The organism is Phytopseudomonas seleniipraecipitans (assembly GCF_900102335.1).
Lineage (GTDB): Bacteria > Pseudomonadota > Gammaproteobacteria > Pseudomonadales > Pseudomonadaceae > Aquipseudomonas > Aquipseudomonas seleniipraecipitans.
On record NZ_FNBM01000002.1, the window covers coordinates 324,093 to 350,137 of the forward strand.

Consider the following 26,045-nt stretch of genomic DNA (forward strand, 5'->3'; position numbering starts at 1 on the left):
CAAGATTCATAAATCTTCTGCTATTTCGACTACCGGCAATGCAGCCAGCCCGTGCATCGCCCACCGTCCAGGCCGGGCGATGCCAAAGGTGAGGTGATTACCCCAGCTGGAAGCGACTCACCAGCTTCTGCTGATGCTCGGCCAGCCGTGCCAGTTCCAGGCTGGTCGCCGCAGTTTGCTCGGCACCGGAGCTGACCTGAATGGCCACGTCGTTGATCTCTACGACATTGCGGTTGATATCTTCGGCTACCGCACTCTGCTCTTCAGCCGCCGTGGCGATCTGCATGTTGCGATCACTGATGCCCGCGACACCGGCAGCGATTTCGGCCAGCAGGTCACCCGCACGCTCGATATTGACCGCCCCCGCGCGTGCCTTGCCAAGGGTTTCCTGCATGGAATGCGCGGCGAGGTCGGAGCCTTTTTGCAGATTGGCGATCATCTCCTGAATACTGACCGTGGACTCCTGAGTCTTCTGCGCCAGCGTGCGGACTTCGGACGCCACCACAGCGAAACCACGCCCGTGATCACCGGCCCGGGCAGCCTCGATCGCCGCGTTGAGGGCCAGCAGGTTGGTCTGGTCGGCGATACCGCGAATCACGTCGAGCACCGTGGAGATCGAATCACTCTCCTGCTTCAGATCGCCAATGATCCGAGCCGTCTCGTCAGCCTGGGTGGAGAGCTCACGGATGACCTCGACCGTACGCTCGATCTCCTGCCGACCCTGGGTGGTATTCAGGTTCACCTGGCGTGACATGTCAGCGGCGTCGTTGGTGCTTTGCGCCACTTCACGAACCGTCGCGCTCATCTCGTTTATCGCCGTCACCACCAGCTCGGTGCCCTGACGCTGGCGCTGCAGGCTGTTACTGGTCTGCAGCGTCACCGCCGAGGATTCTTCCGCTGCGGTGGCCACCTGGGCAGTGGCTGAGCCTATCTCCCGGATGGTCTGCGCCAGCTCGCTGGCCATGGTGTTGAGGTTGCGGGTAATTGCGCCGAACTCGTCATTGCCCTGATACGCGGAACGCGCCGTGAGGTCGCGCTTGGAGAGCGCCAGCAACGCAGTGTTCGCCTCGCGCACGGCAAATTGGATGTTGCTGATGATCAGGTACGACAACACGGCCACCACGGCCAACGCCACCAGCACGCCGATCAGCGTCATCCACAGCACCGCAGCGGCCTGGTTGCGTGCCTCGCCCGCCAGGGTGCTGACGCTCTGACCCAGCTCGGTCTCCACTTCGCCCATCAAGTCGATGCGGTTGGTGGAGGTCTGGAACCAGGTTTCCGCTTTCACGCCCAGCGGCTGGCCGAGCGGCGTTTCGAAGGCCAGCTTCTGCAGGCGGGCGACTTCCAGCCCACTGGGCTGTTGCATCTTTTCATCGAGCTTGCCCACGAACGCCGCGGACGCATTGCGCCTGAAACCTTCCGAATAGGCGGAGAATTCGCCGAGGTTGCGGCTGAAGGTAGAGAGCAGGTCGGCGTCGAAACGATCCTGGTTGAACACTACGCCCAGCATGGCGCGCTCGCGGCCTGCCCGCTCCTTCATCTCGATGAACTGGTTGAGCGATGACAGCGCTCGCGCCAGCGAAGGGTCGTCGACGCTGCGCTCCAGAGCATGGGTGTAGCCGATTAGCGTGCGAATGATGGCGGTGTAACGCGCCCCCGATTCGCGGTTGTTGATCGCCAGCTTGTCGATCTGCCCGCGGGTCGCATCCAGGCCGTTCAAGGCAGCTAATGCCTCGTCGAGCTGCGCTTCGGCCTCACCAGATAGCGCGCGAGCTTCGGCCAACGCGGTATCGGTCTGTCCGCGCATGCGTATTAGAACGTCCTGCATGCTCTTGCCCTGGCTGCCCAGGAAAACGCCACTGGCGCCGCGCTCGCGTTGCACCACGGTAATCAATTGGCTGACCTTCTGGGCAGCGGCGCTGGCCTCCTGCGTCCGGTCCATCTCCTGCAGCGTCTGGTAGCTCCCCACCACCTGCAGCGTCGCCAACCAGAGAAAGCCCAATACCGGGCACGCGAGTATCAACAGCAACTTGAGGCTCAACGGGATATTTCTGAGCACGGTGCATCACCTATTCATCTGCTTCGCAGACCTGGGCTGACGAAGCGAAAACATAATGCCTGCGGTCGCGCTTTTTATGACGGCGCGTTAGGCAGGAGGAAGCGCATATCAATGCGGCACGCAAAGCATGGGGTTAAGGCAGACTCACTGTTCATCGGCGCGGCGCTGCCATTCTTTAGAGCGAGTGGCCGGTAACCCGCCGCGAACATGACACCTCCAACGGGCAGCTGGGCGCCCGGCGCCTCATGGAAGCAGTCTGTGAATTGGCAGGGCTGAGGCAGATTCGCTCAGTCGATGTGCTCCTGCACCTCCTCGGGCAGCTGCGCATCGACCGTGAGCCAGGGCAACCGGCTCTGCGTCCAGATGTGCCGGTCGGCCGGCGCCTGCTCGGGATGGTCGAGCGTCGCGATGGTCACATCCAGGCTCTGTGGGCTGAGCGAAGTGAACAGGGCCAGGTGGGCGCCACAACTACCGCAGAAGTACCGCGCGCAGGTCGTCGACGAGGCATAGCGCGCCGGCTCACCCTGTAGCCAGACGAAAGCCTCGAACGGCACGGTGATCCACGTCACCAGAATGCCGCCTGTACTGCGCCGACAGATCGAACAGTGGCAGTGCGCGATGTCGCGCAGCGGCGCCTGGAACTGGTAACGCACGGCGCCGCACTGGCAGCCACCACGGTGGATATCGCTCATCGCCCGCTCCTGAATCGTGTCGTCATTAACCGCTCGTCCTGGCTTGCCTGTTCATGCTGCACTGGCGAAGATGCACGCTCACCACCACCGGGGGCTCCCGTGACCGAACTGCTTCTGGCCCTCTGGCCACTCTTCGCGCTGATCGTCGGCGGCTATGTATTGCGTCGTCGCGGCTTCCCCAGCGAGGCTTTCTGGCCCGGCGCTGAACGCCTCAACTACTTCATCCTGTTCCCGGCCCTGCTGTTCAACAGCCTGGCCAACGCGCCGCTGAACAACCCGCAGCTGCCGCGCATGGCACTCGCGGTGCTGTTGGGGCTGGGCATCGCCTGGCTGGCGTTGCTGATCGTCCGCCGCCTGCGCGGCTGGCCGGCCTCGCGCTTTGGCGCGTTCAGTCAGGGCATTCTGCGCTTCAATACTTACCTGGGCCTTGCTGCGGTGGGCAGCCTGTTTGGCCAGCCCGGTTTGACCCTGGCCGCGCTGATGCTGGCGCTGATGGTGCCGACGGTCAACGTGTTATCGGTGTGGTCGCTAACCGCCGAGCGCGGCGTCAGCGCCCGCGGCCTGCTGCTCCCAATTATCCGCAACCCGCTGATCCTCGCCTGCCTGGCCGGCGCCCTGGTCAATCTCAGCGGCCTGGGGCTGCCAGGCGGCAGTGATCGCCTGCTGGGCATGCTGGCTGCGGCCAGCCTGCCGCTGGGCTTGCTGTGTGTCGGTGCGGCGTTGAAGCCGGAACTGCTGGGCGGCGAAGTTCCAGCCCTGGCCTGGAACAGCGTGCTGCGCCTGCTATTGATGCCGCTGCTGGCGTTCGCCGTGGCGTACGCGCTGCAGCTGCCGGCCATGGAAAGCACCGTGCTGGTGTTGTTCTTCGCCCTGCCGACTGCCCCCACCTCCTACGTGCTGACACGCCAGCTGGGCGGGGACGGAAATCTGATGGCCGGCATCATCACCCTGCAGCACCTGTTTGCCGCCGCTTCGCTGGTGGCCATGCTGTATCTGCTGGAGCACGCGCTCTAGCACTCGGCTGTCGCGGCCTGGAGCGTCATCTCTGGCCGCGCACGCACACCGCGAACACGGTTCAATTATCTGTTTTCGACGAAAGCTGGCAGAAAGCTTGGTGTTCTAGCATCCGCCCACTGACCGACAAAAGATCGGTCGATGAGCTGCCGCCAGAGAGGCCCGCAGCTGCCACCAACAAGAACAAAACAGGTAAAACAACCATGCTCCGCCCCAGCTCCCCGCGCCTGCTGCATCCCCTCCGTTCGCCCCCTCGCTAACGCTGACCGCCTTCTCGCACCGTAGCCGAATCACGTCCGGAGAATCTCCATGCTGACTTTCCTTGGCTTTGCCATGGTTTCGACTTTCATGTACCTGATCATGAGCAAACGCCTGTCGGCGCTCATCGCTCTGATCATCATCCCGATCATTTTCGCGTTGATCGGTGGCTTCGCCACCCAGATCGGCCCGATGATGCTCGAAGGCATCAGCAAGCTCGCGCCAACCGGCGTAATGCTGATGTTCGCCATCCTGTATTTCGCCATCATGATCGACTCGGGCCTGTTCGACCCGCCGGTGCGCATGATCCTCAAGCTGGTCAAGGGTGACCCTCTGAAGGTCGCCGTCGGCACCGTGGCGCTGGCCCTGATCGTTTCCCTGGACGGCGACGGCTCGACCACCTACATGATCTGCGTTGGCGCCATGCTGCCGCTGTACAGCCGTTTGAAGATGAGCCCGACGATCATGGCCGGCCTTATCATCATGGCCGGCGGCATCATGAACATGACCCCGTGGGGCGGCCCGACCGCACGCGCCGCCAGCGCCCTGCACGTCGACCCATCGGACGTATTCGTGCCGATGATTCCAGGCATGATCGTCGGCGCCATCGTGCTGTTCGGCGTCGCGTACCTCTATGGCCTGCGTGAGCGCAAGCGCCTGGGCGTGCTGCAACTGCCGGAAGGCAAGGTCACCCAGGATGAGATCAGCGTCTCGCAGTTCCCCGAAGCGCGGCGCCCGAAACTGATCCTGATCAACGCCATCCTCACCGTGGTTCTGATGACCACCCTGATCGCCGGCCTGCTGCCCATGCCCGTGCTGTTCATGATCGCCTTCAGCATCGCGATGATCATCAACTACCCGTGCCTGCAGCAGCAGAAAGACCGCATCTCCGCCCATGCCGGCAACGTGCTGGCGGTGGTTGGCCTGATCTTCGCCGCGGGCATCTTCACTGGCATCCTGACCGGCACCGGCATGGTCGACGCCATGTCCAAGAGCCTGCTGGCGGTGATACCCGACGCGCTGGGCCCGCACCTGGCGGTGATCACCGCACTGGTGAGCATGCCGTTCACCTTCTTCATGTCCAACGATGCCTTCTACTACGGCATTCTGCCGGTGCTCAACCAGGCCGCGTCGGGATACGGCATCAGCGCCGTGGAAATGGCCCGTGCGTCGATCGTCGGCCAGCCAGTGCACTTGCTCAGCCCGCTGGTACCGTCGACTTACCTGCTGATCGGCCTGGCGAAAATCGAGTTCGGTGACCTGCAGCGATTCACCCTCAAGTGGGCGATATTGATCTGCATGGCGATCCTCGCAGCCGCGCTGGTACTGGGTGTGTTCCCGTTATTCGGTAGCTAAGCCGAAACGTTTTGACGAAAATTTCACATGACTGAGGCTAGAATTTGGCCTCCTGGCCCTATTCGCGGGCCAGTCGTTCAAATCACCTGCAAGGAATCTTTATGGAATGGCTGACTAACCCGGAAATCTGGGTTGCCTTCTTGACGCTGACTGCCCTGGAAATCGTCCTGGGCATCGATAACATCATCATGATCGCCATTCTGGTCAGCCGCATGCCGCCGCACCTTCAGGCGCGCACCCGCTTCTTCGGTCTGGCCCTGGCCATGGTCACGCGCATTCTGTTGCTGCTGTCGATCACCTGGATCATGCGTTTGACTACCGACCTGTTCCACGTGTTTGGCCAGGGGATTTCCGGGCGGGACCTGATCCTGTTCTTCGGTGGCCTGTTCCTGCTGTGGAAAAGCAGCAGCGAGATCTACCACGGCCTGGAAGGTGAAGAAGAAAACGTCGACCAGCCGAAAGGCGCGGCCAAACACTTCATTGGCACCATCATTCAGATCGCCATCATCGACATCGTGTTCTCGCTGGACTCGGTGATCACCGCGGTCGGCATGGTCTCCCATGTGCCGGTGATGGTCGCCGCCATCGTCGTTGCCGTTCTGGTGATGATGCTCTGCGCAGGCGCTATCAGCGATTTCATCGAGAAACACCCGAGCCTGAAGATGCTGGCCCTGTCGTTCCTCATCGTGGTGGGTACCGTACTGATCGCCGAAGCGTTCGAAGTCCACGTACCGAAAGGCTACGTCTACTTCGCCATGGCCTTCTCCCTGGGCGTGGAAGCGCTGAACATCCGCATGCGCACCGCGCGTCGCCGCGCCGAAGGCAAGGACGACGTCGACCCGGTGAAACTGCGCAAGGACGTGCCTGGGCAGTGATCGGCTTGAGCTGATGCCTCACCCAAAAACGGAGCCCGCGGGCTCCGTTTTTTATGGCTGATTCGGTGCCGCGCGCCGGTCTGCGTCAAGAAATGTGACATTTTCTTATTGACGCCATTGTCGTGCCATTATCGATGTGATGAAATCTGCGCCTTTCAAGGATCGGCTGATTTCGAATTGCCAGCCTCATGGACGAAGCAGTTAGCGTTGTCGTTTCTGTTTCTGCGGCTCAGCCACACAAACAGGAACCATCATATTGGCCTCTTTAAGCCACTCCTTCCGGATGACTGCCACGGCGGTCGCCATCTGCCTGGTGACCACCAGTTGCGCCACCCTTAACGATTTCTCCAGTTCTAATAGCAACACCACCAACTGCCTGGCGGGCGGTGTGCTGGGTGCGTTGGCAGGCGCTGCCGCAGTCGCGGCCGCAGGCAAGGGCGACCAGGGCGCGTTGATTGCCGGCGCAGCGGTCGGTGCGGCTGCCGGTTGTGGCTTGGCGTTGTATTACAAGAACCGCCTACAGCGCCTTGAACAACTGGCCAGGGAAGAGAACCTGACCATGCAGGTTGAAACCCTGCAGACCCCGGCCGTTAAAGTTGGCGCCGCGCCAGAAGAAGCAGGCATCGTTGCCCAAGTGCAGGACGAAGGCATGTTCCCGCTGGGCAGCGCGACCCTGAGCACCGATGGCCAACGCCAGGTGCGCAAGCTCGCCAGCGCCTTCGCCGGCAAGCCGGGCGAGAAAGGCACCACCGCGATTCTGGTGGTCGGCCATACCGATGCCACCGGCAGTGCGGCGACCAACCAGGCGCTGTCTGAGCGCCGTGCCCGCGCGGTGGCCAGCATTCTCGCCGAGCAGGGGATCGCCAAGGAACGCATGTACTTTCAGGGCGCAGGCGCCTCGCGACCGATTGCCGACAATACCGACCCATTGCAGCGCGGCAAGAATCGCCGGGTGGAAATCGTCGAGGTGAACGACCGTGCAACATTGGTCAAACGCGTCAACGCCGAGCAGAACAATCCCAAATACTTGGCCCACGGCACCGCAACCAGCGCACCGAAAAAATCGACGCCAATTGCAGCCACGGGCAGCAAAACCGAGCAGCCAGGCACAGCCAAACCGGGCAAACCGGCGGCACGTGCAGTGAATCGCGCCCTGGTCGACTTTGGGGGTCAGCCTGCGCGTGGCAGCGAGTGGAACCTGGCCCAGTCGATCAAACCCAAAAGCGGCGGCTTTGCGATCATATCCAGCGCCTATGCCAACGAGATTCCGGTGAGTGGCTGCCAAGCCGATACCCCGCGTCTGAGCGGCGAGGTGAAGAGCTTCGCCACCGGCGCCAGCCTCAACGAACATGCCACCCGCGACTACCTGCCGGGCATGAACGGGCGCGCCTGGGCCAGCCTGGTCAACGGTCATCTGGTGACCCTGTCGCCTGTCGCGGTGCTGCGTGACAACGCCACGCTGGTGCAGAACCCCAAGGTCTACGTGACCCGCGACTACGCCAACAACAAGGGCAAGGCAAACGACACCCTTGCCGCTACCGCCAACACCTACGAGGGCGAAGACGCCATCCTCTATCGCGTGTTCGTCGACCAGCCGAACAAGGCGCCGGTGTCGTGCATCGATGTGGTACTGCGCAAGGCGGGCGACAAGAGCCTGGACGGCACACTGTATTACGACAACGGTGGCGAACCTTACGCCGCTGCCTATGCGCCTGTGCGCGGCTGAACCTGGGGAACGAAATGGAACTGTTCGAAACGCTGACAACGGCCCTGGCGGCCTATCGCTACATCGTCTGGCCGCTGCTCGGGCTGATGCTGCTGACCATCGTGGTCATCCGCTGGTGGGAAGCGGTCAAGTACTTCTTCCTCAACCTGGCCTGCTCCTTCCCGGTGATCGGCCATGTGGCCAGCGCCTCACGTCGCGCCCAGGTCGAAGACCGCGATGAAAATGACACTGTCTGGTACAAGACCGAGCGTGAGCTGTGCGCCAAGTACCACCGGTTCTACGAGCGCGTAAACAAGGATGCAGCGTTCTACGACAAGTGCGCCAACTACCTGAACAAGGTCGAAGAACGCGGTCGCAAGCCGACCGGCATGGCCTTGTGGGGCGCCAGCATCTTTCTGGTGATCCTCGAAGCATTCATCTTCGCCCTGGTGCTGTCACCCTTTATCGCCAACAACATTTCCGCCAACCAGGCGGAGTTCTCGGCCATCGTCATCTCGGTGTTGATCGGCACCATTCTGGTTCCGGCGACCCACCTGATGGGCGCGGAGATCCACAAAAACGGCCTGATCAGCAAAGCGCGCCTGTGGCACACCCAGGCCAAACGCGATAACGAAGCCAAGAAACTGCAGTCGGACAACAACGTCGACCTCGACCACACCGAGCTGGACAACGCTGATCCCAAGTACCTGCATATCATCAACCGCGTGCAGCACAACGCCACGGTCACCCCGACCTGGTGGAAAAGCATCATTGCCGTTGCGCTGATCCTGATCCTTGCCGTGGGTGCTTACCTGATCCGCGCCTCGACCATCAACGAGTTGGAAACCCAGCAGGTCAACGACTCGCCTTACGCGCAGACAGAAAGCAACGACCCGTTCAGCGCGGCATCAAGCAACTCGCCGTTCGAACTGCCGGCCGATGCCGTGGCAGACGGTCAGGCGGCTGACCAGCGCGCCAACAGCGAAGTCGCCGGCGACCGCATCTTTGCCTACAAGCTGACCTTCATCATTCTTTCGGTGATCTTTGTCGGTGTGCAGATCATCGGTGTGCTGATCGGCATGTTCCGTTCCTTCGCGGGCATTCAGTCCAAAGAAGCCGCGGGCTACATCACCGGGTTCAGCAGCGCCAGCGAGTTCGCCAGCTTCCACCAGCTCAAACGCGACCAGGTCGCCCGGGATGCCGAAGCCCAGCTGAGCAGCCTGCAAGAACGCATTGAACATCGCCACGCGTTGGGCGGTAGCACCGATCGCGGGCACCGTCGCAGCTTCGCCCTGTATGTCAGCGGCGAAGAACAGAAGAAAGCCCGTGAAGACGCGAAAAAGGCTCAGGAGCTCGTCAGCGCCGAAGAAAAGGCCGGCCAGGACGAACTCGCCAAGCTGCGCCGTGAAGTGAACCAGGAACGCGAGCGTATTGCCCTCGAACAGGAGCGCCAGGCATTGCGTGCAGCGCCTCCGGTGGCAGTTACCGCTCCTGCTCCGCTGGCCGAGCCAGTTGCCGCACCAGCTGCACCGGCACCGCTGGTAGAGGACAGCGTCACGGCTGCGGTTGTCGCTCCAGCCCCTGCCGTTGAAGACGAAGCCACGCTGATCGCCAGCCTGGGTGACCTGACCATCTACACCAGCGAGGAACTCAACAGCATCGCCAGCGAGCTGGGCGTGGATACCGGCAAACTGGCTAGCAAGCAGAAAGTACAACTCGCCATCAGCCGCGCCAAGGCAGGCGCCTGATGCGCAGGCTGTTTGCACTCGGCCTGTGCCTGCTGCCCATGGCAGCGGCGCTGGCCGAAGAACGAAACGACATTCCCGGCTGCTACCCGCACGCCCAACTGACCCAGCAACAGCCCGCGCCGTCAGGGCGCGAGCTGGTGGTGATCATCGACGAGACGGTACAGATGTCCCAGGAGCTGCAGCGCAGCGCCTGGGAGCACGCCATGCGCTACGTGAAGCCAGGCGACAGCGTGCGCCTCTATCAGTTTTCCGCGTTCCTGCAGAACAACTACATGAAGCTGCAATTCGCCGGCACGCTGGACTCGCCGTTGCAGGGCAAGGTGCGCAACAGCATCGGCACTAACAGCCTCAAGCAACTCGACAGCTGCCTCAAGCAGCAGACGGTGTTCTTTCAGAAGACGTTCGGCAAACAGTTCGTCGGCAGTTTCGGCAAGCCCGGTGAAGACATCGCCCGCAGCGAGGTGTTTGCGAGCCTACAGAAGATCGGTGACGACATTGCCGGCCGCCCGGCCCTGGACAAGGTCGTCCTGCTGGTTTCCGACATGCTGGAAAACAGCGATTTCGGCAGTTTCTACAGCGCCAACCAGGTACGCACCCTCGACCCGGCTGCTGAACTGCAGAAGGTCGAGCACAAGCAGCTGTTCGCCAATCTAGGCGGCGCCCGTGTTTACGTGCACGGTGCCGGACTGGTCTCAGGTGCCGCTCAAGGCGCCTACCGCTCAGGCAATACCCTGCAGAAACTGGAAGCGTTCTGGAGGGAGTACCTGCAACGCTCCAACGCAACACTGGAGAGTTTCGGTACGCCTGCGCTGACCGTGGATATACGCTGAAGCAACCGTCCGTGTTGATCGCAAGGGGCCTGACAAGGCCCCTTTTTTGTCCCTGCTGCTAGGCAGATCCCTGCGAACTTCACCACCGGCGTTGCCTCAAACCCGCTGCCGTACGCTGCCAGCTTGTCTTTACGCAGCAGAGTCTTCACTCTCGCGGTGTGGTCGTTGCCAGCCGCGGCCAACGGCCGTCCCAGGCGAACTACATTCATAGGTAAATCACGAGCCGGGTCGATCCGCCGTGGCTACACGGCGTCATTCCCCATCATCGGCAGTATCCCCCAGTATCGGGATCGAATCTGCGTATCAGGGAGATGCGTGATGTTGACTCTGCTCAATCTATTGTCCGCCATTGCCCTGCTGATCTGGGGCACGCATATCGTACGTACGGGCATCTTGCGGGTGTACGGCTCGCAGCTGCGTCGCGTGCTCAGCCACAATGTCGGCAAACGGCCCATGGCGTTCGTCGCCGGCATCGCCGTGACCGCGCAGGTGCAAAGCAGTAACGCCACGGCGCTGCTGGTTACCTCGTTTGTAGGCCAGGGGCTGATGGCGCTGACCCCGGCGCTGGCGATCATGCTTGGCGCCGATGTCGGCACGGCGTTGATGGCGCGGGTGCTGACCTTCGATCTCAGCTGGCTGTCGCCGCTGCTGATCTTCCTCGGCGTGGTGTTCTTCCTCTCTCGCAAGCAGACCCGTGCTGGCCAGCTCGGCCGCGTGGCCATCGGCCTGGGCCTGATGATCCTTGCCCTGCAACTGATCGTGGCGGCCGCCACGCCGATCACCGAGGCCAAGGGCATTCACGTACTGTTCGCCTCGCTTACCGGCGACCTGCTGCTCGACGCCGTGATCGGCGCGCTGTTCGCGCTGATTTCCTACTCGAGCCTCGCCGCGGTGCTGCTCACCGCCACGCTGACCGGCGCCGGGGTAATCGGCCTGCCGGTGGCCATCGGTCTGGTGATCGGTGCCAATATCGGCAGCGGCGTGCTGGCCTTTCTCAACGCCAGCATGCAGAGCCAGGCCGGCCGCCGCGTGGCCCTGGGCAGCCTGCTCTACAAGCTGATCGGCCTGCTGCTGGTGATTCCGGTACTCGATCCGCTGGTGCATTGGCTGGACAGCCTCAACTGGCATCCGGCGGAACTGGTCATCGGTTTTCACGTGCTCTACAACAGCCTGCGTTGCGTGCTGATGCTGCCGACCCTCGGTCTCATGGCGCGTTTCTGCAACTGGCTGCTGCCGGATCGCCCGGACATGAACGCCGTGGCCAAGGCTCGCCACCTCGACCCCACGGCGCTGTCCACGCCGAGCCTGGCGCTGTCCAATGCCGTGCGTGAAACCCTGCGCATCGGTGATCTGGTGGACAGCATGCTCGGCCACCTGCTCGATGCTCTGCGTGGCAGCCAGCCGATTCTCGGCAAGGATCTGCGCCGTATCGACGACGATATCGACGCACTCTACACCGCGGTGAAGCTCTACCTGGCCCAGGTGCAGAGAGAGGAGCTGAGCGAGCACGATAGCCGGCGCTGGGCGGAGATCATCGAGTTCTCATCGAACCTGGAGCGGGCCGGCGACATCATCGAACGCATGCTCGGCAAGATCCAGGACGAGAAAACCTCGCAGCGCCACGCCTTCTCGGAAAGCGGACTGGTGGAACTCACCGAACTGCACGAGCGCCTGCTGGGCAACCTGCGCCTGGGCCTGTCGGTGTTCTTCTCCGCTGACGCCGATGCCGCTCGCCAGCTACTGCGTGAGAAGCGTCGCTTCCGCATCCAGGAACGCCGGCTGACCCATTTACATGTCGAACGTCTACACAAGCAGGTGGTCAAGAGTCTGGAAACCAGCTCTCTCCACCTGGAACTGATCGACGACATGAAACGCCTCAACTCGCTGTTCTGCGCAAGCGCTTACGCTGTACTCGGCAACCACGAAACCGGCGCCCTGCTCGCCGAAGAAGGTGGCGAGTAGTGCTCTCCACTGGTCGCACGCTGTCGCTCCTGCTGAGCCTGTTGCTGTGCAGCTCCATCCTGGCGGCGGATCGCTTCAAGGTAGAAGGCTACCCGCTGGATAACGGCCTGCAGTTGATCCTCAAGCCGAGCAGCGAACGCGGCCATGTGTCCATTCGGTTGGTGGTCGGCGTTGGTTTCGATCAGTTCGACTGCCGCCACAAGGAGCTGCCGCACCTGCTCGAACACCTGTTGTTCAGCGGCATCGATGACAGCGGCGAGGCCGGGCTGGAAGCGCGCATGCAGGCACTCGGCGGCGACTGGAACGCCTACACCCGCGACAGCGACACCACCTTCGTCCTTGAGGTACCGGCAGCCAATCAGCGCGCCGCCCTCGACCTGCTGCTCGCCGCGCTGTTCAACACAGAGCTGAGCGAAGCCCGCATCGACGCGGCCAAGCGGGTGATCGCCCATGAGAACGGCGAACACCCTGCGGCCTGGCAACGCCTGCTCGGCAGCGCGGCGGGCGATAACGACGCTACCGAACAACTGGCTATGGAACTGGGCCTGGCCTGCGCCGAACACGACTCGCTCGACCATTTGAACGCCGACGCCCTGGAGCGCCTGCGCAGCGAGTGGTACGTGGCCAACAACATGACCCTGATCATGGTCGGAGACCTGGATCGCCGCCTGCCCGCCTACCTTGAGCGCCGCTTCGGCGAACTGCCGCCCGGCCCCATGCCCGAGTTACGTGAACTGCCGGAAAGCACCGGCAAGGCCGAAGCCGAGCGCACGCTGCGCAATAGCTTGGTCGGCGACACCGCGAAGGTGCACCTGATCTTCGCCGAACCCTGGGTCGGCGAGCTCGACCACGGCACCTGGCAACTGTTGCGCGACTACCTGCAGTGGGCGGTGTACCGCGAGCTACGCCTTGAGCACGGCCTGGCCTATGGCCCCAGCGTCGAGCGCAGCGCCTACGCGAGCAGCAGCTTCTTCAGCATCAACGCCGAGGTGGCGCGCGGCGATGTCGACGAAACCCTGCAACGCGTGCGCGACCTGCTGCATGGGCTGGCCCGTGACGGCCTCGACGCGGATACCGTAGAACGCCTGCGCAACGTCGCCCTCGCCCGGCAGAACTGGACGGTGCAGGGCAACACCGCGCTCGCCGATTACTACTGGAGTTCGCTGGGCGACTACGAGGAAGGCCGCTTCGCCGACCCCGCCAAGCAATTGCGGCAGATCCACACCGCCCAGCTCGACGCCGCACTCAACCTGCTGTTGAAACAGCCGACCTACCAGCGCGTGGAAAAACCTCTGTTCGGCATGACAGGGCTGTATGCATCCGTAGCATGCTTATTGCTGAGTCTGCTGACAGGCGCACTATTTCTGTGGATGCTAATACGCAGGCGCTCTTTAGGTCATGCCAAGATCTAGTCCGATCTCTACCAGCTGTTAGCCAAATCGGTGGCATACGGTTAAATAAGCCGCCGATCAGCCAGATTTTTTATAAATGCCAACAGACCAAATTGCCAGGGCAAAAGTTGGTCGCTGTGCTGCACACGGTTATGCAACCCTCCAAGCTGACCACAACTGATACTTACATGATCCCCAAGTTTGTGAGTAAACCCATTACCTGGTTGGTCACGGTCTTCGGTGGGAGCAAACAGAGTACCCAGATAGAGCAAGAACCCATCGGGATACTGGTGATTGGCATTCAGCGTCTGGTCCACGATATCTAACGGATCACGGCTGATTTGGTTCATGCTGCTGCGACCCTTGAGCACAAAGCCATCCTCGCCCTCCACACGCAGGTCCACTTCACAGTTGCGCACATCGTCGATGCCAAAACTGGCGTCGAATAGCCGGAAGAACGGACCGATGGCGCAGGAGCCATTGTTGTCCTTGGCCTTGCTCAGCAGCAGCGCACTGCGGCCCTCAAAATCGCGCAGATTGACGTCGTTACCCAGGGTCGCGCCCAGCACCTGGCCGCGGCTGTTGACCACCAGCACCACCTCCGGCTCCGGGTTGTTCCAGGCCGACTTGGGGTGAATGCCGATATCCATGCCACTGCCCATCGCGGCCAAAACCGGCGCCTTGGTGAATACCTCCGCATCCGGGCCGATGCCTACTTCCAGGTACTGCGACCAGAGGCCTTTTTCCTGCAGCAGGGTTTTCAGGCGGGTGGCATTGTCCGATCCGGGGACGATACTGCGCAGGTTGTCGCCGATCACATCACGCACCTGGGCACGGATTTCTTCGGCGCGCTGCGGATCGCCGCCGGCACGCTCCTCGATGACCCGCTCGACCATGCTCGAGGCGAAGGTCACCCCCGCGGCCTTGATGACCTGCAGGTCGGCTGGCGCCAGCAGGCTTGGGCGCGATGCATCCCGCTCGCTGCCACTGTTGGCCAGCAGGTCGGCGACACTGCAGACCCGCTGCGTGCGGCTGTCTTGCAGGCGCGCCGGGAGGTTGTCCAGCTCGCACAGCCCGGCCAACGTAGGGGCCACAGCGCTGAGGTCAAACACGCCATCCTCATGCAGCAGCACAGGAACAGGTCCTGGCACGGCACCTGGAAGCCAGATACGACCGATCAGGGTGCCGGTCAAACCGTCGTTGGGCAGAGTGTTATCGGGAGTCAGAATTACGGGACGGGCCATGGCAACGCTCTTTTATTGTCGTGGGGAGGCAGCCGAGCGCCACAGATGAATGGAGGCTCCAGCCGATGCTGTGCGACCATAGCCAAGCACCTGCATCCGCGACCAATGACGAATCGTCAAGACCCGATACACATTGGTTATCGCCCCCGAACTCCCGGTAGTGCCATGACAGTGAACCTGAGCAAGCTTCCCGCCCTGCACAACTGGTTGCGGCTGCGCCATCTGCAGTTGATCGCGACCCTGGCCGACACGGCCAACATGCATGCCACCGCTCAGCAGATGGGGCTCAGTCAACCCGCCGTGAGCAAGATGCTGCGCGAGATCGAGCAGTTGCTCGACTTTCCGTTGTTCGACCGCCAACCGCGCGAGCTGGTCGCCACCGAGCTTGGCCAGGTGGTGATCGCCTTTGCACGCCGCACACTCAACGATTGCCAGCATTTCTCCCAGGAGCTGCAAACGCTTCGCCAAGGCGGCTACGGGCACCTGCGCATCGGCGCGATCTTCGCTGCGACCGCACAGGTGGTGCCTGCAACCCTGCTGCACCTGAAGCAGCAACGCCCGCTGCTGACGGTGGAGTTACTCGAACACACCAGCGATCACCTGCTGCAGATGCTCCAGCACAAACAACTGGATCTAGTCATCGGGCGCTTCATCGAGCCGCACCAGCCGGAGCACTTCAGCTACGAAGAGCTCGCCTGCGAGCCCTTCCTGCTGTGCGCGGACCCGAGCCATCCGCTGGCGTGGGAAGCCACACCGAGCGCCAGCGACCTTGAAAACTGGCCCTGGATCGTCTATCCACCCAACACACCGTTGCGCCGCATGAGCGAACAGGCATTCAGCGATGCGGGCATCCGCTTCCCCACCAACAGGGTGGAGACCGCCTCCGTGCAATCGACCCTGCACCTGCTGCATCACAACCAGGCCATGGCCCTGCTGCCCGAGTCCATCGTGTTGCAGCAAGTTGCCCTGGGCCAGTTGGTCCTGCTGCAACCTCCGCTGCAAACCCCATCGCTCGGCTATGGCCTCATCCGCCGCCGCAACGAGCCGCTGCCACCCAATGCCGAACAATTCTGCACCGCACTGCAACACGTGCTGGGCCAGCGCGGATAACCGTTCGTTATGGAGTGATTACTAAGCCTCATTAGACAGTCATACTTGTCAGACAATAGTTTGCAACTCATGCCCAGCTCTCTGGCACGGGCTATCGCGGACCGCGCGCCCCAAATGCGCCGACGTGATCACTGACAATAATTTCAACAGGTGACTGTCATGCTTTCGTACCAGGCTGTGCGCGCCTCGCGCCGTACCTTGAAATCCCTCCTGCTCTCCGCACTGTTCGTTTCTCCCCTGGCAATGGCGGCATACCCGGACAAACCCATTCAGTTGATCGTGCCCTGGGCCGCCGGTGGCGGGAGCGATGCCGCAGCACGAGGTATTGCCTCAGCCCTGGAAGCCGAGCTCGGCGTCACCATCAACGTGGTCAACCGTGCCGGCGGCAACGGTGTGGTCGGTCATAGCGTGATGGCGGCGGCCAGGCCGGATGGCTACACGCTGGGCTTCATCACCGGCGAATTGAACATGATGCACTGGCAGGGGCTGACCAAGCTGACCTACAAGGACTACACCCCGATTGGCATGACCAACTATGACTACCCGGGTGTTCAGGTCGCGGCGGACTCGCCCTATGACAGCGTCAGCGAGCTGCTCGAAGCCATCCGCAACGAGCCCAAGGGCACCATCAAGGCCTCCGGTACCGGCCTGGGAGGTATCTGGCACGTGGCCTTTGCCGGTCTGTTGCTGGAACAGGGCATCGCCCCGGAAAAGATCACCTTCGTTCCCAGCCAGGGTGCCGCACCGGCCATGGTCGAACTGGCGGCCGGCAGCATTCAGCTGGTGCCGACCTCGGTCCCCGAGGCCCGCTCGATGATCGAAGCCGGCAAAGCCAAGGGCCTGGCGATCCTGTCGCCCGAGCGCAACCCGGCCTTCCCGGACATTCCTACCCTTAAGGAAAGCATGGGCAGCGATTACTCGCTGGGTGAATGGCGCGGCGTCGCCGGCCCCAAGAACATGCCGCCGGAAGTTGTCGAGCGCCTCAAGGAAGCCCTGGAAAAGGCCTACCACTCCGAGCAGTACACCACCTACATGCGCAAGCTGGGTTTCGGCATGGAATGGCGCAATGCCGCGGACTTCTCGTCCTTCCTAGAAACCAACAACACGTACATGGGCGACATCATCGAAAAGATCGGCATGAAGAAGTAATTCCTCTGCCCGCCGCGACGCTCTCCGGAGCGTCGCTCGTTTTTGCCCCGCCGTAAGAGAACACCGTCATGAAAGACCTTTTATTCGGCCTGATTTTCATCACCCTGGGGATCGTGGTGATCGTGCTCGCCCGCGATTTCCCGGCAGTGCCGGGCATGCATTACGGCCCCGACCTGTTCCCCACGCTGATCGCCATCGGCATGATCATCGGAGGCACGATCTTGGGCGTCAGCGCCATGAGGCAGATAAGCCAGACCGGCGCTGCCATTCATATCGCCCAGGGGTTCATCCGCTCCAGCCTGGGCGCGCTGCTGCCATGCGTACTGGTCGCCGCCTATGTGCTCTTCAACGAAACCCTTGGTTCGGCACTGATGATGCTGCTGATCATGCTGGTGCTGCTGATCCAGCAAGGCGTACGCATCCTGCCGACTGTGGCGATCAGCGTGACGGCCACCACCGTGATCAGCCTGTCCTTCGGGCACCTGCTCAAGGTTCCCCTGCCAACCGGGCCACTGGGTTTCTGAGGAACCGCTATGAATGAATTAATCGAAGGCATGTTGCTGGTCTTAAACTTCCAGACCCTGCTGGTCATCATGATCGCTGCGGTCTTCGGCGTTTTCGTCGGCGCCATTCCCGGTCTTTCCGCGACCATGGCAGTCGCACTATTGGTGCCGATCACGTTCGCCATGGAGCCCACGGCCGCCATCGCGGCAATCATTACCACCGCCGCCATGGCCATTTTCGCTGGCGATATTCCCGGCACCTACCTGAACATCCCGGGCACCCCCGCCTCCGCCGCCTACGTGGCCGACTCTGCGGCCTTGGGCCGCAAGGGACGGGCCAGGGAGGCCCTGGGCCTCAACGTCACCTGTTCGGTGATCGGCGGCCTGACCGGCACCCTGGTGCTGGTAATGATCGCCCCATCACTGGCGGAGTTCGCCCTCAACTTCAGCTCCTACGAATACTTCTGGCTGGCGATCCTCGGCCTGGGCAGCGCGGTATTCATTTCCCAGGGGTCGGCGGTAAAGGGCTTCCTGTCGCTGATGATCGGCTTGCTGCTGGCCACCGTGGGCCTCGACCTGGTCACAGGCGCCCCGCGTTTCACCTTCGACGTACCGGACCTGATGGGCGGGATCAACTTCATCCCGGTGATGATCGGCTTCTTCGCCATGTACGAAGTCATGAAGCTCTACGCCCAGCACAAGCTGACCAGCGCACACGACGCGCCCACCATCGCGGCGCAGCACGGCAGCGTATTTGGCAAGGTGCCGATGCACCTCAAGCGCTATTGGAAGAACGTGATACGGGGTAGCACCCTAGGCGCGTTCATCGGCGCCCTGCCCGGCGCCGGTGCCGACATCGCCGCCTGGATTGCCTATGCGCTTAGCAAAAAGCGTTCGAAAACACCCGAAGCCTATGGCACCGGCCACGTCGAAGGGCTGGTCGACGCCGGCTCGGCGAACAACTCGGCGGTCGCCGGCGCCTGGGTTCCAGCACTGGTGTTCGGCATCCCCGGCGACTCGATCACCGCCATCGTCATCGGTGTGCTGTACATGAAAGGCATGAACCCGGGGCCGACCATCTTCATGGACAACAGCGCCATGGCCTATGGCCTGTTCACCGCGTTCTTCGTCGCCAACCTGATCCTCCTGCCGATCGGCTACCTGGCGATTCGCAGTGCCCACATCTTCGCCGTCACCCCGACGCGGGTGCTGATGCCGATCATCCTATGCTTCTGCATCGTCGGCGCCTTCGCCATCAACAATAGCCTGACCGACATCTGGATCATGCTGGCGTGTGGCGTCGTTGCCTACCTGATCGCTACCGCCAATTTCCCCATCGCACCGGCGATCCTCGGCTTGGTGCTGGGCAACATCCTGGAAAACAACTTCATGACCTCGATGATCAAGGCCGACGGCAACCTGCTGGCCTTCATCGAACGTCCGATCAGCGCCAGCCTGGCATTGATGGTCGTGCTCATTGCCCTGTTCCCGCTGCTCGCCAGGCTCTGGCGCAAGCGCGGCAATGCCCCTCTGGCCCCCAAGGAAGTCACCGAATGAGTCGTATCGCCCCCCAAGCGCTCGAGCGCTTCATCGAACAGCTGTTCCTCGACGCCACAGTCAGCCCCGATGTCGCTGCCGTGGTCAGCCGAGTGCTGGTCGAAGGCGACCTGCTCGGCCACCACACCCACGGCGTGAAACTGGCCCAGGGTTACCTCAAGGACCTGCGCGCCGGCCACGCCAAAGGCAGTGCCAGCAGCCTGCAGATCGTCAGGCAGAGCCCGGCTGCGGTGCTCTATGATGCCGATTACCTGCTTGGCCCATACTGCGTCGAGCAGGCCCTGGCCTTCACCGCACAGGCCGCACGGAACTTCGGCATCGGCGTGGCGACCATCCGCCGCTCGCACCACATCGCCTGCCTGGCGGCGTACCTGCAGCGCTACACCGAGCAGGGCCTGATGCCGCTGGTACTCACCTCCGACCCGGCCGTAGCCTCGGTGGCGCCCCATGGCGGCCTCGATCCGGTGTACACCCCCAACCCCCTGGGCATTGGTATTCCCACCAGCGACAAACCGATTCTCATCGACGTCAGCATGTCGACCATCACCAATGGCCTGGTCAACAAGACGCATCAGGCCGGCGGCAAGCTGGAGCATGCCGCCCTGCTTGGCCAGGACGGCCAGCCCACCCGCGACACAGCGGCCTTCTTCAGCAGCCCGCCGGGCAGCATCCTGCCGCTGGGCAGCCTGGAGTTCGGCCACAAAGGCTTTGCCCTGGGCACTCTGGTGGAAGCATTGACCGCCGGCCTGGGCGGTTTCGGCCGCAAGGACAATCCCACGCAGTGGGGCGCGGCCGTCACGGTGCTGACCTTCGACCCCGTGTTTTTCGGCGGTGACGAGGCGTTCAAGGCCGAAATGGATCACTTCGTCGATGCCTGCCTGAACAGCCGCCCGCGCGCGCCGCAACACCCAGTACGCATGCCCGGCCACGCCGGCATCGCTCGACGCCAGAAGGCATTCGAACACGGCCTGGCGTTGCCCGATGACGTGCTGGACGCATTGAGAGCCGCGGCGAGCGAAGCGGGTTGTGATTACCCATTCTGATTCCGCGCAGTTCGGTTATTGTATTGACCAGAGCAAAACCTGAGGCGCTAGCAGATCAGCTATCGCTCCGGGACGGATGGCCATGAGGCCACTGTTCCAGAGCCCTCAGACCGCGTCCCTTTGCGCTATGAGTAGTAACTGTGCACTTTCGCGCTACAAGGCCAGCCCCCTTGCAGCAGGGATAATAACTCCTCGTTCTTGGTGATGACCGTAGGCCAACAGATTAAGGTTGAGGTCCTCCTCTATCCCCGCGTCAAGCTCGGCGATCGCCAACATGCCGTAGCGGGCGCAGTGCGCCGCTACTTTTCGTGGCGGCACCGCAAGCATGTCGTTCTACTCAAGCAGCGTGGTCACCGGCGGCCGATACTCAATGGCAAACACCAGGCTCTGGCACGGTGGTCTGGCAGCTCAGCGAGGAGGTCAAGGCCGGCAAGATCTCGATTCACGACTTCATGGCCGCCGAAGCAGGCATGTCGCGTTCGGCGGACACCCGCAACACCATGGGTACGGCCTCGACCATGGCCTGCATGGCCGAAGCACTGGGACCTCGCTGCCGCACAACGCAGCGATTCCGGCGGTTGATTCGCGGCGCTATGTACTGGCCCATCTGTCGGGCATGCGCATCGCTGAAATGGTGCGTGAAGACCTGCGTCTATCGAAAACTCTCACCCGTGAAGCCTTTGAGAATGCGATCCGGATCAACGCCGCGATCGGCGGCTCGACCAACGTTGTAACCCACCTCAAGGCCATTGCCGGGCGCATGGGTGTCGAGCGGGAGCTGGACGTCGACGAAACCTGCGTGCTGGTGGTGAAAAACTGCGGGCCCAAGGGTTACCTGGGCACGGCTGAAGTCAGCAACACGGGTCTGCCACCGAAGGTGTTGGCCAAGGGCATCACCGACATGGTGCGCAATTCCGATGCGCGAATGAGCGGCACCGCCTATGGCACCGCGGTCCTTCATGTCACACCGGAGACTGCCGCCGGCGGCCCGGTGGCAGTGGTGCGAAACGGCGACTTCATCGAACCCGATTGTGCGGACGGACGTCTGCACCTGGACATTTCAGAAGCGGAACTGCAGACGCGTCTGGCGGCTTGGCAACAACCGCAAAGCCTGCTCTGAGACAGTGGTTATCGTCGCCTCTACGTCGACCATGTACTGCAGGCCGACGAAGGTTGCGATTTCGACTTTCGGGTCGGCTGCCGGGGCTCCGCCGTGCCGCGACATTCGCACTGAGCCACGCTTGCGCCGAGCATCTCGATGATACTTGGCGCTAACCCTGCTCAGGACAGCCTGGAATTCGGTCACAAGGACGGAGTCGCTACAGGTCGCATACGATGAATATAAAGAAGGGCGCCGAGGCGCCCTTCTTCACTGCCGGCATAAAAAACCGCCTCGCACCCGCAGTGTGGGGAGGTACGAGACGGTGGGAAAACACTAGGCGCGAATTCGCTCCGCCAGCGCCCGCCAGTGCGACGCATGGATCAGATCGGGAGTGAGTTCTTCCAGGCTGCTGCAACCGAGCAAGCCCAGGGTGCGATCCAGCTCGGCACGTAGGATGTCGATGGCATGTGCCGCTCCCGGCCCCTTGCCAGCAGCCAGGCCATAGAGACCGGCGCGACCGATCAATACACCACTGGCCCCGAGCAACAACGCCTTGGCAATATCGCTGCCACGGCGGAAGCCACCATCAAGGAACACCTCCATCCGTCCCTGGCTGATGCGTACCACCTCCGGCAAGGTTTCCAGCGCTGACACGGCACCATCGAGCTGACGCCCGCCATGATTGGACAGAACGACACCATCAACCCCGTACTGCATGGCCAGCAGCGCATCGTCCGGATGGATCATGCCCTTGACGATCAGCTTGCCCTGCCAGATATCGCGCAACCAGGCGATGTCATCCCAGCTCAGGGTCGGATCGAGTTCGGCGGCCAGAGCACTGGCTGCGCCCTTGACCGAATCCTTGCCGGGCGGCAACAGATTACCCAGGTTCTGGAACCGCGGCACACCGCCAGGCACCAACACATCCCAGATCCAATCGGGGTGACGGAGCACATCCAGGCGATTGCGCAGGTCCAAGTATAGCGGTTTCACGTAGTTGCGCTTGTCCCACTCACGGTTGCCGAAAATCGCGCTATCGGTGGTCACCATGATCGCTTCGAGATTCAAGCGTTTGACTCGATCAACCAGTCGGGCCACGTGGTCACGGGTGCGGTAGAGGTATATCTGCATCCACGCACGCACACCCTCGACGGCGGCAATGTCCTCTATCGAGGTGGTCGACGCATTGCTCAAGACAAAGGGAATGCCGGCCTTGGCCGCAGCGCGTGCCAGGTGCAGGTCGCCGTCCTTGGTCAACAGCCCGTTAAAGCCGGTCGGCCCGACCATGAACGGCAATTGAGCAGTTTGCCCAAAGAAGCTGCGTTGCAGGTCACGCGCGCCCACGTCACGCAGCGTTCGCGGCTGCAGCGTGACACTCTCGAAAATAGAACGGTTGCGCTGCAAGGTGAACTCGTCGTCGGCACCGCCTTCAACGTATTCAAAGGAGAAATTGGGCAGGCGCCTTCGAGCCATTTCGCGCAGTTCGGCAATATTCTGCGCACGGCGAAAATCTCGCCCTGAATACAAGCGTCGTTGCATGTTCGATCCCCGTAATGGTCGTACCGATGGCGCCCATGATCCCGGGCGCCACCGTTAGATCAGTGCTGCCAGGCAACAACGTCCTGGCACTGCTCGCCCAGGCCAGTGATGCTCAGGGTCATCCGGTCGCCTGCCTTGAGAAACTGCGGCGGCTTCATGCCAGCACCAACGCCGGGCGGCGTTCCGGTGCAAATCACATCGCCCGGATTAAGCGTCATGAACTGGCTGATATAGCTGACGATTTCGTCGACAGAGAAGATCATGGTGCGAGTATTGCCGTTCTGTCGGGTTTCACCATTCACGCTCAGGTGCATATCAAGGTTGCGCAGGTCACCGATCTCGTCTGCCGTTACCAGCCACGGACCGATAGGCGCGAAGGTATCGCAGCCCTTGCCTTTGTCCCAGGAGCCGCCGCGCTCGTGCTGGTAGGCACGCTCGGATACGTCGTTGACGATGCAATAGCCCGCCACGCACTGCAGTGCCTGTTCGCGTTCGACGTACTGCGCCTTGCGGCCAATGACGATGCCCAGCTCCACTTCCCAGTCAGTCTTCTGCGCGCCGCGCGGAATGATCACCTGGTCGTTCGGCCCGCAAATCGCGCTGGTCGCCTTCATGAACAGCACCGGTTCGCTAGGCACCGGCAGGTTCGATTCCTTGGCGTGGTCGGCATAGTTCAGGCCGACGCACACCAGCTTGCCGATGCTGGCAACCGGGGCACCAATGCGCTCACCCGCCTCGACCAGCGGCAGGCTGCCAGGGTCCAGCGCCCGCAATTCATCGAGCACCTGCGGATCAAGCGTGCACGGGCTGATATCCCCCACATGTGCTGACAGATCACGCAGGCTGCCGTCGGCCGCCACGACTGCCGGTCTTTCACGTCCGACCGGGCCATAACGCAACAATTTCATGCCTTGTTCTCCCCTGTTGCACTAACGCGCACACCATTGATTTCACCCAATACATCGAACAGGCGCGGCACGTACTTGTCGCCATGCCCCAGCGCTTTGGCCAGCATGAAGGTCTGGTATACGGCATCGGCGACCATGGCCGTCACAGGCGTCGACTTGGTCACTTCGGTGTAGTAACGCATGTCCTTTTCGCAGTTGGCCAACGCGAACTGCTGGCCGGAGTCATCGCCGTTCAACACGTAGGGGATGATCCGCTCGAAGGTGCGGCTGTAGCCGCCACTCATGCTGCAGATTTCCGCGAAGGCGGCCAGGTCGATCTGGTTCTTCGCCGCAGTGCAGAACGCTTCTGCCAGAATCGTGGCATTACCCTGGGAAATGAAGTTATGGATCACCTTGGCTTTGTGCCCCGAGCCCAGCGGTCCAAGGTGATGAATGGTTTCGGAGAAGCACGCCAGCACTGGGCGAACTTTATCCAGCACCGCCGCATCACCACCCGCCAAAACATTGAGACGCCCCAGCACCGCATCCTTCGGGGTGCGGTTAACGGGCGCATCGAGGTAGTGACCACCCTGCGCGACCACTTGGGCGGCAAGCTCTGCCGTGCGGCTGGGATCGCCCGTGCTGCAATCGACCACGATCTGCCCGGGGCGCAAACCTGCCAGCACGCCCGTGTCGCCAGCGAGCGCCTTGCTCACTTCGGCAGTGCCCGGCAGGCAGAGCAGCACCACATCCATGGCACGAGTCAGTTGTGCCGCATTGGCGAACTCGCGGGCGCCCTTGGCAACCAGGTCATCAACCGGCTGGCGATTACGGTGTGCCATCACCCCGAGCGCAAAACCCTTGTTCTGGATATTGGCGGCCATGGCGTGGCCCATCAGCCCGAGGCCAATAAACCCAACATTAATAGCTGTCATTACGGATCCACCTTGCTTGCAAATGCAAAGACCAGCGCCGAGGTGCCGGCCTTATGGATGAAGGGTTACTGAGCGGCGCGAACTTTGGCGATCTCCGCGTTCATTTCCGCCATCAGATCAGGACCGTATTCTGCAATCAGCTTGTCGCTGGACGGCTGAACCTTAGCGCGCATACGCTCGATCTCGGCCGGTGCCACTTCGTTGATTTCCATACCCTGCCTGGCCAGCGCCTCACGCGAGCTGACGTCCATCTCACGGGACACTTTGCGCTCGTAGGCCTGCGCTTCCAGGGACGCGTCACGCACCAGTTGACGCTCGGTCTCGTTGAATTTTTCCCAGGTGCGTTTGCTGAAGATCGCCACCAGCGGATCGTAGAAGTGGCCGGTCAGCGACAGGTACTTCTGCACCTCGTAGAACTTCGAGGTTTCGATAGCCGCAAGCGGGTTCTCCTGGCCGTCCACGGTACGGGTTTCCATGGCGGTATAAAGTTCGGTGAACGACAGCGGCACCACGTTGGCACCCAAGGCTTTGAACGTCTCGATAGCCGTGGGGATCTGCTGCAGGCGCAGCTTCAGACCCTTGAGGTCTTCCAGTGTGTTGACCGGGTGCTTGCTGTTGGTGACATGGCGGAAACCATGGTCCCAGTAACCCAGACCGATGATGCCGTGCGGCTCCAGGGTACTCAGCAGGTTCTGGCCAGCCGGCCCATCGAGTACCGCATCGACTTCTGCCGAGTTGCGGAACAGGAATGGCAAGCCATACAGGCCGAAACCTTTCTCGATGCCGGTGAGCAGCCCCGGCGTGACCAGGGTCATGTCCACGGTACCGCCTTGCACGGAAGAGATCACTTGGGCATCGCCGCCTAATGTGCCGCTGGCGAATACCATCACCTTCATCTTGCCGCCGCTTTTCTCTTTGACGATCTCGGCGAACTTGTTCGCCCCCAGACCATGCGGGTGATCCTTGGCCTGGACGAAGGCGACCTTGATGTTGTGGCGGTTGATTTCTTCCGCATGCACGGCAGCGGAAACCAGCATCGCGGATGTACAGAGCAGTGCAGTCAGAGCTGTAGGAATGAACTTCATG

General features: G+C 62.0%; 20 protein-coding genes and 1 pseudogene. 14 read left to right on the plus strand and 7 right to left on the minus strand.

Features of this window, described 5'->3' with window-relative positions; all coding sequences use genetic code 11:
- Positions 1–97: 97 nt before the first annotated feature.
- Positions 98–2,059, minus strand: coding sequence for a methyl-accepting chemotaxis protein (locus BLS60_RS06335; protein WP_092366003.1), 1,962 nt, complete (start codon positions 2,057–2,059; stop codon positions 98–100).
- Positions 2,060–2,346: 287 nt separating this feature from the next.
- Positions 2,347–2,751, minus strand: a complete 405-nt coding sequence (locus tag BLS60_RS06340; RefSeq protein WP_070882162.1) for a GFA family protein — start codon at positions 2,749–2,751, stop codon at positions 2,347–2,349.
- A 99-nt stretch (positions 2,752–2,850) separates the two neighbouring features.
- Here BLS60_RS06340 and BLS60_RS06345 point away from each other — a divergent pair, with 99 nt between their 5' ends.
- The 8 genes from BLS60_RS06345 (at position 2,851) to BLS60_RS06380 (ending at position 13,911) form a co-directional block, all read left to right on the plus strand.
- Positions 2,851–3,765, plus strand: a complete 915-nt coding sequence (locus tag BLS60_RS06345; protein WP_070882161.1) for an AEC family transporter — start codon at positions 2,851–2,853, stop codon at positions 3,763–3,765.
- Positions 3,766–4,074: 309 nt separating this feature from the next.
- Complete coding sequence (locus BLS60_RS06350) at positions 4,075–5,379, plus strand: CitMHS family transporter (protein WP_070882160.1); 1,305 nt, start codon at positions 4,075–4,077, stop codon at positions 5,377–5,379.
- Between the two features lie 101 nt (positions 5,380–5,480).
- Positions 5,481–6,254: a TerC family protein gene (locus BLS60_RS06355; protein WP_070882159.1), complete on the plus strand. Its 774-nt coding sequence runs from the start codon at positions 5,481–5,483 to the stop codon at positions 6,252–6,254.
- Between the two features lie 256 nt (positions 6,255–6,510).
- Positions 6,511–7,980 (plus strand): OmpA family protein, encoded by a 1,470-nt coding sequence (locus BLS60_RS06360; RefSeq protein ID WP_143024586.1) that lies wholly within the window; start codon positions 6,511–6,513, stop codon positions 7,978–7,980.
- A 14-nt stretch (positions 7,981–7,994) separates the two neighbouring features.
- Positions 7,995–9,707, plus strand: a complete 1,713-nt coding sequence (locus BLS60_RS06365; protein ID WP_092366009.1) for an AAA family ATPase — start codon at positions 7,995–7,997, stop codon at positions 9,705–9,707.
- A complete protein-coding gene (locus BLS60_RS06370; protein ID WP_167357651.1) occupies positions 9,707–10,537 on the plus strand; it encodes a hypothetical protein in 831 nt (276 codons plus the stop codon). The genes BLS60_RS06365 and BLS60_RS06370 overlap by 1 nt, the downstream gene beginning before the upstream one ends.
- Positions 10,538–10,855: 318 nt before the next feature.
- Complete coding sequence (locus BLS60_RS06375; RefSeq protein WP_092366012.1) at positions 10,856–12,499, plus strand: Na/Pi cotransporter family protein; 1,644 nt, start codon at positions 10,856–10,858, stop codon at positions 12,497–12,499.
- Entirely contained in the window at positions 12,499–13,911 is a 1,413-nt protein-coding gene (locus BLS60_RS06380) for a M16 family metallopeptidase (RefSeq protein ID WP_092366015.1), read from the plus strand. Before BLS60_RS06375 ends, BLS60_RS06380 begins: the two co-directional genes overlap by 1 nt.
- 41 nt (positions 13,912–13,952) lie before the next feature.
- On the opposite strand, the gene BLS60_RS06385 is transcribed toward BLS60_RS06380, so the two are convergent.
- Positions 13,953–15,134 carry a fumarylacetoacetate hydrolase family protein gene (locus BLS60_RS06385; protein WP_092366018.1) on the minus strand — a complete coding sequence of 394 codons (1,182 nt, stop codon included), beginning with the start codon at positions 15,132–15,134 and terminating at the stop codon, positions 13,953–13,955.
- A 165-nt stretch (positions 15,135–15,299) separates the two neighbouring features.
- Here BLS60_RS06385 and BLS60_RS06390 point away from each other — a divergent pair, with 165 nt between their 5' ends.
- The 6 genes and pseudogenes from BLS60_RS06390 to BLS60_RS06420 all read left to right on the plus strand — a co-directional run.
- Positions 15,300–16,244, plus strand: a complete 945-nt coding sequence (locus BLS60_RS06390) for a LysR family transcriptional regulator (protein WP_244153371.1) — start codon at positions 15,300–15,302, stop codon at positions 16,242–16,244.
- A 159-nt stretch (positions 16,245–16,403) separates the two neighbouring features.
- Positions 16,404–17,393 (plus strand): tripartite tricarboxylate transporter substrate binding protein, encoded by a 990-nt coding sequence (locus BLS60_RS06395; RefSeq protein WP_092366021.1) that lies wholly within the window; start codon positions 16,404–16,406, stop codon positions 17,391–17,393.
- A gap of 68 nt (positions 17,394–17,461) precedes the next feature.
- Positions 17,462–17,917 (plus strand): tripartite tricarboxylate transporter TctB family protein, encoded by a 456-nt coding sequence (locus BLS60_RS06400; RefSeq protein WP_092366024.1) that lies wholly within the window; start codon positions 17,462–17,464, stop codon positions 17,915–17,917.
- A gap of 9 nt (positions 17,918–17,926) precedes the next feature.
- Positions 17,927–19,453, plus strand: a complete 1,527-nt coding sequence (locus BLS60_RS06405; protein ID WP_092366027.1) for a tripartite tricarboxylate transporter permease — start codon at positions 17,927–17,929, stop codon at positions 19,451–19,453.
- A complete protein-coding gene (locus tag BLS60_RS06410; protein ID WP_092366030.1) occupies positions 19,450–20,496 on the plus strand; it encodes an Ldh family oxidoreductase in 1,047 nt (348 codons plus the stop codon). The genes BLS60_RS06405 and BLS60_RS06410 overlap by 4 nt, the downstream gene beginning before the upstream one ends.
- Positions 20,497–20,879: 383 nt before the next feature.
- Positions 20,880–21,730: pseudogene (locus BLS60_RS06420) on the plus strand (dihydroxy-acid dehydratase domain-containing protein); the annotation flags it as partial.
- A gap of 201 nt (positions 21,731–21,931) precedes the next feature.
- Here BLS60_RS06420 and BLS60_RS06425 read toward each other — a convergent pair.
- The 4 genes from BLS60_RS06425 to BLS60_RS06440 all read right to left on the minus strand — a co-directional run bounded on the left by BLS60_RS06425 (position 21,932) and on the right by BLS60_RS06440 (position 26,044).
- Positions 21,932–23,137, minus strand: a complete 1,206-nt coding sequence (locus BLS60_RS06425; protein WP_092366033.1) for an alpha-hydroxy acid oxidase — start codon at positions 23,135–23,137, stop codon at positions 21,932–21,934.
- A 59-nt stretch (positions 23,138–23,196) separates the two neighbouring features.
- Positions 23,197–24,045 (minus strand): fumarylacetoacetate hydrolase family protein, encoded by an 849-nt coding sequence (locus tag BLS60_RS06430; protein WP_092366036.1) that lies wholly within the window; start codon positions 24,043–24,045, stop codon positions 23,197–23,199.
- Entirely contained in the window at positions 24,042–24,959 is a 918-nt protein-coding gene (locus BLS60_RS06435) for an NAD(P)-dependent oxidoreductase (RefSeq protein ID WP_092366039.1), read from the minus strand. The genes BLS60_RS06430 and BLS60_RS06435 overlap by 4 nt, the downstream gene beginning before the upstream one ends.
- Positions 24,960–25,024: 65 nt before the next feature.
- A complete protein-coding gene (locus BLS60_RS06440) occupies positions 25,025–26,044 on the minus strand; it encodes a TRAP transporter substrate-binding protein (protein ID WP_092366042.1) in 1,020 nt (339 codons plus the stop codon).
- Between the last annotated feature and the right edge of the window lies 1 nt (position 26,045).